This is a genomic window from Acinetobacter sp. Brlt_5 (assembly GCF_051949055.1).
GTDB lineage: Bacteria > Pseudomonadota > Gammaproteobacteria > Pseudomonadales > Moraxellaceae > Acinetobacter > Acinetobacter indicus.
The window spans coordinates 22,481-31,235 of sequence record NZ_JAYJLP010000023.1; the positions used below are offsets into that span (position 1 = coordinate 22,481).

4 protein-coding genes and 2 pseudogenes are annotated in these 8,755 nt (G+C 33.6%); 5 read left to right on the forward strand and 1 reads right to left on the reverse strand.

Going from position 1 to position 8,755, the window contains the following annotated elements; genetic code table 11:
- Positions 1 to 13 precede the first annotated feature (13 nt).
- The 3 genes from VF685_RS12915 to VF685_RS12925 are packed head-to-tail and all read left to right on the forward strand — an operon-like array spanning position 14 to position 4,454.
- Positions 14 to 715, forward strand: a complete 702-nt coding sequence (locus tag VF685_RS12915) for a hypothetical protein (protein ID WP_205779435.1) — start codon at positions 14 to 16, stop codon at positions 713 to 715.
- Positions 716 to 3,484, forward strand: a complete 2,769-nt coding sequence (locus VF685_RS12920; protein WP_440203661.1) for a toxin VasX — start codon at positions 716 to 718, stop codon at positions 3,482 to 3,484.
- Positions 3,485 to 3,518: 34 nt separating this feature from the next.
- A complete protein-coding gene (locus tag VF685_RS12925) occupies positions 3,519 to 4,454 on the forward strand; it encodes a hypothetical protein (protein ID WP_440203662.1) in 936 nt (311 codons plus the stop codon).
- An 89-nt stretch (positions 4,455 to 4,543) separates the two neighbouring features.
- Here VF685_RS12925 and VF685_RS12930 read toward each other — a convergent pair.
- Positions 4,544 to 4,801: pseudogene (locus VF685_RS12930) on the reverse strand (TolC family protein); the annotation flags it as partial.
- Between VF685_RS12930 and VF685_RS12935 the strand changes: the two are divergent.
- A pseudogene (locus VF685_RS12935) lies at positions 4,800 to 8,141 on the forward strand (RHS repeat-associated core domain-containing protein); the annotation flags it as partial. The pseudogenes VF685_RS12930 and VF685_RS12935 overlap by 2 nt on opposite strands.
- Before the next feature lie 20 nt (positions 8,142 to 8,161).
- The gene (locus tag VF685_RS12940; RefSeq protein WP_001195446.1) at positions 8,162 to 8,653 is read left to right on the forward strand and encodes a hypothetical protein; all 492 of its coding nucleotides are present in this window, start codon (positions 8,162 to 8,164) and stop codon (positions 8,651 to 8,653) included.
- Positions 8,654 to 8,755: the final 102 nt, after the last annotated feature.

The following is an 8,755-nucleotide window of genomic DNA, read 5'->3' on the forward strand; positions in this document are numbered from 1 at the left end:
TGGGAAAATTAAAGTGATAAATATTGTAGATTTAAATTTAAATGTTTTTAAAGAATTTAATTTTATGCTTTATGAACAGAGATTTTTCCAGAATATGATAGAACTCTATGATGGTAATCAAATTGAATATAAGTATATAGGTGAAGATGTTTTTAAAAATAAGAAATTTTGTCCATTATTAGTTGATTTGAATACAGTGGGGGATGAATTAAAAGAGAGTTTTTTAAATGAGCTTATTCTAGTTAATTTTACAAAAAATATTTATGATTTTGATCGAATGTTTATCGCACAGAATCTTTTTAAGTCAAAATTGGATTTAAATGATATGGCGGAATTTTTGACCCAACAAATGATAGTAGGTAAATCAGATAAATTTTTATTTAGATTTTATGATCCACGGATATCATTACATTTAAATGCAATTCTTTTTGATGAAAATAAAATATATAAAAATATGTATAATGGATGGGGTAGTAAATTTTTAAAAAATATAGATAAATATTTGATTAGTTTGAATTTCACTTTTATGGAAATTAATTTAAGTGAAAGAAATATTAACTTTAGAAAAAATATGGAAGTAGGTCAAATAGAATCTATTAATAAAGAGATAAGATTGATAGTTAATGATCATTTATCTACAAAAAGAAAATTACTTAAAGATTCTGAATTTTTAAATATTGTTCTAAGTACTTATAAGAATAATGGGGTTGTATAAATGAATAGTTATGATGAAAAAGAAGAATTATCTCAAGGAATAGGATTACAACATAGATGCGATACATGTGAGCGTTTTGGGGAAGATCTACCTGTTAGAATTGGTATAGGGTTGAAAGGAGACGTTGAAGAATGTCCAAAAAATCTAACTCAAGACTATCCTCAACTACCTAGTTTTTTAGTTTATACACTTCGAATATTGGAAACAGGGTATTTATATATCTATGGTGAGAACTGGTCTTTTGATCATTTCGGGCAAGGAAAAGATTATCCATTAAGAGCATATTCTGTAAGTAATAATGGAGCACTTACAGCAATTCCTTTGGATAGTGTTGAAGAGCATGAGGATGTTGAGAAAACTCATTTGGAGTGTTTTGAATCTCAGAAAGGGGTGAAAAGTAAAGGATATTCTAATACAACTGCGAAGGCATTAGTTTTAGATGTTTATAGTGGAGCAGAAAACTTTGGAATAATATACTCAAGACATCAATTTTCTAAAGAAATAATAGAAAAAAGTGCTTCGAAAGATAAAAGTATATTTTTAAATGTATCCAAAGCAAGTAGTGCACATAAAAGAAGGCTATCAAAATCCCAAATTAATCTGATTGATGATTTAAAAAGTACGGACTTTGAAAAAACACATGCTTGGATAAAAGATAGAGATATTACAAATAAGAACAATTTTATCAGAAATAGAAAAAATACTTTAGATAGTTTGATTGAATACTTTGAAAATGATACTGAAAATCGTAAAAGGTTCCCAATTATAGTATTGGATGACCCTGTAGGTATATTGAAGGATATTGGTCAAATTATGAGGTATCTTAAGGAGAAATATAACGATGATAATGACAAAAACCTCTTTATGGATGCTAAATTTTCTGAGATCCAATTTGGTGTTCAAACAGCTTGTGAAGCTGGAGCATATTTTGAGATAGAGGACTATACTAAACGTGGTATTAGTGCAAATTATAAAAAGGGGTTGCGTCCAGATGAGATGATTTATGGATTACAGGGCAATAAATTTAAAATAAATACTGATAAGTTCACTACGAAAGAACTTAATGAAATGTTTGAAGATGAAAGTTTTGATCTGCTAGATATTCTAACTGAAGACTCAAAGAAGTTATTTATTTCAAGTATTGCTGAAAAAAGAGAAGAAAATTTTAAAAAACAGTGGGAGGAATACTTAAAAGTAGTTGATAATAATAAATATGATAGTTGGATTTCATCTAATTTGTATCAAAATTTGAGTTCTAAAATTGATAGCTTGTCAAATTTATATATTAAATTTTATGAAAGCGATATGCTTTTTAATTATATGAATGAATATTTTGATAAGGAAAATATAGAGCTGTATGGAGAGTATTTTAATATTTTAAATATTATTATTGGGGATTCTGCTGTTTATCCAAAAATATCGGAATTTTTCTATAATCATTTAAAAAGTAAATCAATTACAGATAGGAATTATTGCTTAAGATCATTATGCTATAATAATGAGAAATTAAAAAATTACATTGAATCAAATAAGGCAAACTTAAAAATAGATAATACTTTTGATTTTTTAATTAATACTGGTACTAACATACCACAAAATGCTGGTGTCTATTTTGGTTATTCGCAAGTCGTTGATGAGTATGATGCCATTATTTTAAGAAGTTTAAAAAACTCCCCAAGCCATGCTGTGATGAGTGAAAAACTACATGCTCAGTTAGCGTTAATTTTTAATGAAGCTGGGTCTGATTTAAAAAATTATCCTGTCGCATTTGGAACACAGGTTTTTAATGAACAAAAATTTATTCGACTTAGTTGGACTGGACCAGCCTCGAAAATGACTTCTGAAGTTATTACTACTTTACAAAATTCAGGCTTCACAGGAAATAAAAATCAAGATTCAAGAATATCTGGTTTACAAAGCAAATTAGATAGAATTCGAGCCGAGACGAATCAAAAAAATCCTAACCAAATCGTCAAATTTGAAGCGATTTTAGACAAAGAGCTTTATTATTCATCAAGAGGGAGTAAAGTGGCAAAAAGAGCTTCTAATTCAGTTTTTGATTATAAAGTTTATAAAGATTTTATGAATTCTCAAATAAGCTCTTTCCAGCCTAAGAATAATAGAGCCTTGGCTTTAGGAGTGTTTGGTTCAGCTTTACAATGTATATCTATAGCTAAAGCTTATAATGCACTATTTGAATCAAATGGTAGCTTGGAATCCCATATCCATGCACAAGCTCAAGCATTTGCTCAGCCACTAATACTTATTGGAAGTATAATGGATTATGTGCAAAGACAATTACAAACACGTAGTTCGATACCTAATGTTAATAAAAATGTTTTTGGGTTTATTGGACAATCTAGATTTGACACGGTTCGAAATTTAGCGCGTATTGGTTTGTATGGGGGAGCGACTATTTTTGCTCTTTTAGAAACAAAAAATGCATTTGGTTCATTCAAGCAAAATAATATTACAAGTGGACTTCTAGATTTATCATACGGTGCCTCGTTAATTGGCTCTACCTATCTTTTAAGGCGTGGTACTACATACATGTCAGCCCGATTGTTAGGTTTAGGTGCTACAGGTTGGGGCATAGTTCTAATTTTAGTTGGTTTTGGAATTGATTATTATGCTGACTATAATCGTAGGCAACAGCTTATACAATGGCTTGAACAAAGTGCTTGGGGGGTATCTGATGCAGGATTTTCTTTAGATCAACTTGAAAAAAATTATATAATGGCCGTTGAAGAAGTTAGTAGTTCTAATTGAAGAATAGTAGATCTTAAGAAATAAAAGGAAGATTATGAGCGGTAACTATGGTTATGAGAATCAGAATTTAATACTAGGGTTAAAAATTAATCATGAAAGACCAAAGATATTAACTTATATTAATGAACGAGGATTGATTAATTTTAATTTAGATCCTAAAGAAAAATTAAAAAACAAGTTGATTCCATATTTTAATATCCAGCAAGTTAATGATGATTACCTAGTTTGTACTGATGCTTGGGACGAAATTAGAGGATTGCCATCAATTTTTTCTATATGGTTCTCCGTCATATTATTAATAATCAGTTCTTCTTTACTTTTTTTTCTATTTTATGCACTTTTTAAAAATGAAATATCTTTTGCTCTTATAATAGGGACTTTTGCCCTGATTGGAAGTACTTATCTTTTAATAAAAATATTTAATATTTCATTCGGTCGCGAATTATTTGGCTATACACATTACCCGTTAATTTTTAACCGTAAAAAGCAAGAATTACACTATTTTGAGCCTTACCAAAAAAAATGGATTTCAGCTCCATGGAGTGATTATCATTTTTCTATAAATATTAATGAAAATCATGAATACGCTGTGAATGCTTCACTGATTGATCAAAATGAGATCATTCAACAAGTGGTCGTCTTTCCATTTAGATTTCGTAGCTTAAGTTTGGTTGAAGGTCATTGGGAGTTTTTTAGACGCTATATGGCGGGTGAAGACTTAGAAAAATTAAAAAATAATATTCATTACTATGCCCCGAATGTCATTGACCGTAAAGAGATAGCAAGAGAAACTTGGTTTAGACTTAAACTACTAAGATTTTCAGAGCGAGATTATTTCACAGATCAAGTGAAATTACCTTCAGACTTTAATTTAAATCTTTTGATTTTTGGTATTCCTCAATTCTTAATTAGAAGGCTTTGTGTGAGAACATCTAAAATCCCTCAAGTTCCTAAAGAATGGATCAATTAAATTTAAAATGATATTTTTAATTCACGGTTTTATTTAGCAAAGCTATTTAATTATGAGTGTTGATAAAAAAAAGCCCTTTCGGGCTTTTTTTAATTTAAAGACTGAACCGGACTTCCACCCAAAGCTTGCATTAACGTCACATAAGCATTGTATTGACTCTGCTTGGTCTGAACCAAAGACAATCGAGCATTACGTGTGGTTTCCTGTGCATCTAACAAGTTTTTCAACGCAATTGCACCATTACGATAACGAACTTCAGTCAACCGTTCAGACTTTTCAGCCAGTTCAACATTACGTGCCTGTAAAGCAAGCTGCTTATCCAGCTCATTTCGTGTCGATAAGATATTTCTACAAATTGTTGCATTTAAGTTAAAGCAGGCACAGCAGGCGCTCAAATTCGCTTATAACGATCAGGGTAAAATTCTGGCCATCTTTGTAGATGATAAAGCTGAACCATTAGCACGTTATGAATATGATAATCAAGGAAATTTAATTAAAGCTATTGATCAAAATGGCTATATAAGAACTTACGAATATAACCAATTTCATCAACTCACACGCTATACCGATCGGACGGGACGTGGACAAAATATTCGCTATGAATCAACCGACGCCCAAGCTAAAGCGATAGAAGAATGGGCCGATGATGGCAGTTTTCATACCAAACTAAAATGGCATCCACGCTTACGTCAAGTCGCTGTTTATGATGCTTACGATGTCCCGACCTACTATTATTTCGATCTGAATGGATTTACCTATCGCACTCGATTGGCCGATGGTCGTGAATCGTGGTACAGCCGTGATAGTCAAAAACGTATTACCCGTCAAATTGATTTTGAAGGGCGAGAGACCCAACAAGAATACAATGATCAAGATCAACTCATCAAAATCGTACAGCCAAATGGCGGAGTAATCCGTTTTGCCTATGATGAGCAAGGCAATTTGGTCGAAACCAAAGACCCTGAAGGCAATATTTGGAAACGAGAATATGATGCCAAGGGTAATATCAGCAAAGAAATAAATCCTTTGGGGCATATCACCCAATATAAATACAACAATGACAATCAATTGATCGAAGTGATTGATGCCAAAGGCGGCAGCAAAAAAATTCAATACAATGAATTAGGACAAATGACCTCCTATACTGATTGCTCAGGCAAAAGCAGTACTTGGGAATACGATGAAGAGGGTTCGCTAACAGCTGAACAAACTGCAAATAATAAAGTCGTTCAGTACCTTTACAGCACTCAAGGTCGAGACAAAGGACAACTCCAAAGTATTGTTTACCCTGATGGATTAAAAGAACATTTTGAACATGATGAAGAAGGGCGTTTACTCAAACATATTGATACTAAAGGTTTAGTGACTGAGTACCAATACAATGCCACAGGATTACTCGAACAACGCATCGATGCTAATCGACATCGCATTGGCTATCAATGGGATAAACAGGGACGCATCAAAAAACTAATCAACCAAAACCAAGCAGAATATTTATTTGATTACAATCAATATGGTTATTTGGTACGTGAACAAGCTTTTGATGGAGAAGAAAAAAACTACAGCTATCATGATGAGAGTGGCAGGTTATCTGAAATCCGACAGCCTAATATCCTGACCCAATTTGATTATTACGCAGATGGACAAATCGCATCGAAAAGCTTTACCCATTTACATACAGGAAAGAAGCAAACAGAACAATTTGATTACAATCTGAACAGCCAACTGAGCCGAGCCAGTAATGAGGTTAGCCAAATTGATTTTTATCGCAATACACTTGGGCAATTGGTGAGAGAGCATCAGCATTACAAAATCGCTGGGCTTCGTCCACTTACTGCGGTCTTACGTTATGAATATGACGAACTTGGTAATCTAATTAAAACAATCCGCCCAGATGGACAGGAACAAGCCAATTTGAGTTACGGCTCAGGACATTTATATGCGATTGCCCTGAATAAACAGGACATGGCTTCATTCCAACGAGATGACTTGCATCGAGAAACAACACGCCTATTGGCAAATGGACTCATCCAAACTAAACACTATAATGACGTTGGTTTACTCAGTTCACAACTGATTCAGCCTGAACAAGAAACGCAAGACTATTTACAGTACCAAGCGCATCGACATTATCATTACGACCAAAACTACCTACTAAACCAAGTTGAAGATAGCCGTTTGGGTAAGCTTAATTATCAATACGATCCAATTGGACGCTTAATCACAACGCAAAGCGCTCATAAAACAGAGAGTTTTAGCTTTGATCCTGCAGGAAATTTGATCGACCCTGTATCCGCATCTAGTACGGCACAAATTAAAAACAATCTGGTCAGAAGCTATCAAGGAAAACATTACCACTACGACGCACAAGGCAATGTCATAGAGGCTAAACAAGCAGGTAAAACCCTCAAACTGACATGGGACAACCAAAATCGATTGATTCGCAGTGATCACAATGGTCAAGTCACGGACTACGGTTATGACGTCTTTGGTCGTCGACTGTACAAGAAAACGGTAGATGCGTTGACTTTGTTTGGTTGGGATGGTGATCTGATGATTTGGGAATCCCGCAAATCAGAACAAGACAGTTATACCAAGCACTATCTGTATGAACCGAATAGCTTCGTTCCACTGTTGCAAGCTGGATATAAAGGTTTTATTCAACTGATTGAAACACCTGATTATGCTGAATATCAAAGTAAACCTTATTCGGTTTATAAAGATCCTGTATGGCGCAATGATACCCGTAAAAATCGAGTGGAGTTAGAGCAGATCACTTTTTACCATTGTGATCAAGTCGGTACGCCGCAGACTATGACCAATGCAAGAGGTGAGTGTGTATGGGAAATTCTCCAAGACACGTGGGGAACAGCATTAGAAATTAAAGCAGTAAATCAAGATAATCCATTTGAACAAAATAATTTACGCTTTCAAGGCCAGTATTACGACCAAGAAACAGAATTGCACTATAACCGTTATCGTTATTATGAACCTCATAGCGCAAGATATGTAAGTAAAGACCCGATTGGGTTAGAGGGTGGTATGAATACCTCTAGTTATGTAAGTGATCCAAATCAATGGATTGATCCAAAAGGATTAAATAGTTTTAATTATGGTGAAATGTTTGGTATTCCAGCTAGTGCCCAGTCAGGTCTAGCATATCAAGGTCAACGAAATTATGAGTGTTCTGCTGAAACAGGAGAATTATGTAAAATAAAAGTGCCACCATTATTTGATTATGTTGCATGTAGCGGCGGAGGTTTAGGAATAGGAGTGGGCTTTGTTAAAAATCAATGGACTGGCGAATATTATATTAGTGGTTCGAAGGATTCGCTATTAATTCCTGTAGCAAAATCAGTTGCTCAAAATAAACAATTTAGCGCTAAAGATCTGGCAGGGGCTAGTTGTGTAGGTGGTAATATTCACAACATACCAAGTTATACCAAAACAACAATGACTATGGGCGAGATTACAAATGAATTTGTAAGTGGAGCTTCAGTTACTGTTGGTGGTGGAGCTTATGGAGCAGTAGCAAACGTAGTGGTTCCATTAGTAAGTAAAAGCAGTCCTGTAAAAGGTACGTGGGCCTCTGAGTTAGGAGTAGGAACACCAGGTTTCAATGTAGGTGTGAGCGGTACTGTTAGTGTTGATACAATTTTAGATGCTGTGAAACCTAGTAAGAAATAATAGATTAGAGAGATTAAGTAATGCAAACATGGAATAAAGCCTTTTTTAAATTTATGACTATTATTTTAATGGGTACTTGCTGTATTGCATGCGATCTTAGAAAAAAAAATGAAGTAACAGTTGTTGAAAATAAGAATATAATAATTAAAAAATTTGAAAGTGATGCTGAATATATTTTTGGTAATCAAATTTTAGGTAAAAAAATATTTTCTTCCTATAATGCAGAACGATTAATATTTCAAGTGAAAGATCTAGAGCAAAATAGTGATAATTTTATAGATAAAATAGATGGTAGGTTGAATAAGAGGGGGTGGAACTATAAAGAAAAATACAAAGAAGCTTACATTTATTGTGATAGAGATATGAATCAACTTGAGTTAGTTCCTCCTATAAAGATAGGTACAGTTATGCAATCAGGAGAAGGACAGTCATTGAATCAGTTAGTAGATTATTGGAATATAGGTTTTATCCATTCTAGACATAAACGTTATGTATGTAATATGAATAGTTGATTGGGGCTTTGTTGCACAAAGATTTGAAATGCAAAGCGCCCCTAATTGAGCCAAATTTAAGGCGTAACTTGGGTAAGTGGGCGACCTAATTCCGTAAATCTG

What these genes read in the sequence shown, in the direction of transcription:
- VF685_RS12940 (WP_001195446.1), top strand. Translation starts at nt 8,162, where the DNA reads ATGCAAACATGGAATAAAGCCTTTTTTAAATTTATGACTATTATTTTA.
- VF685_RS12920 (WP_440203661.1), top strand. Translation starts at nt 716, where the DNA reads ATGAATAGTTATGATGAAAAAGAAGAATTATCTCAAGGAATAGGATTA.
- VF685_RS12925 (WP_440203662.1), top strand. Translation starts at nt 3,519, where the DNA reads ATGAGCGGTAACTATGGTTATGAGAATCAGAATTTAATACTAGGGTTA.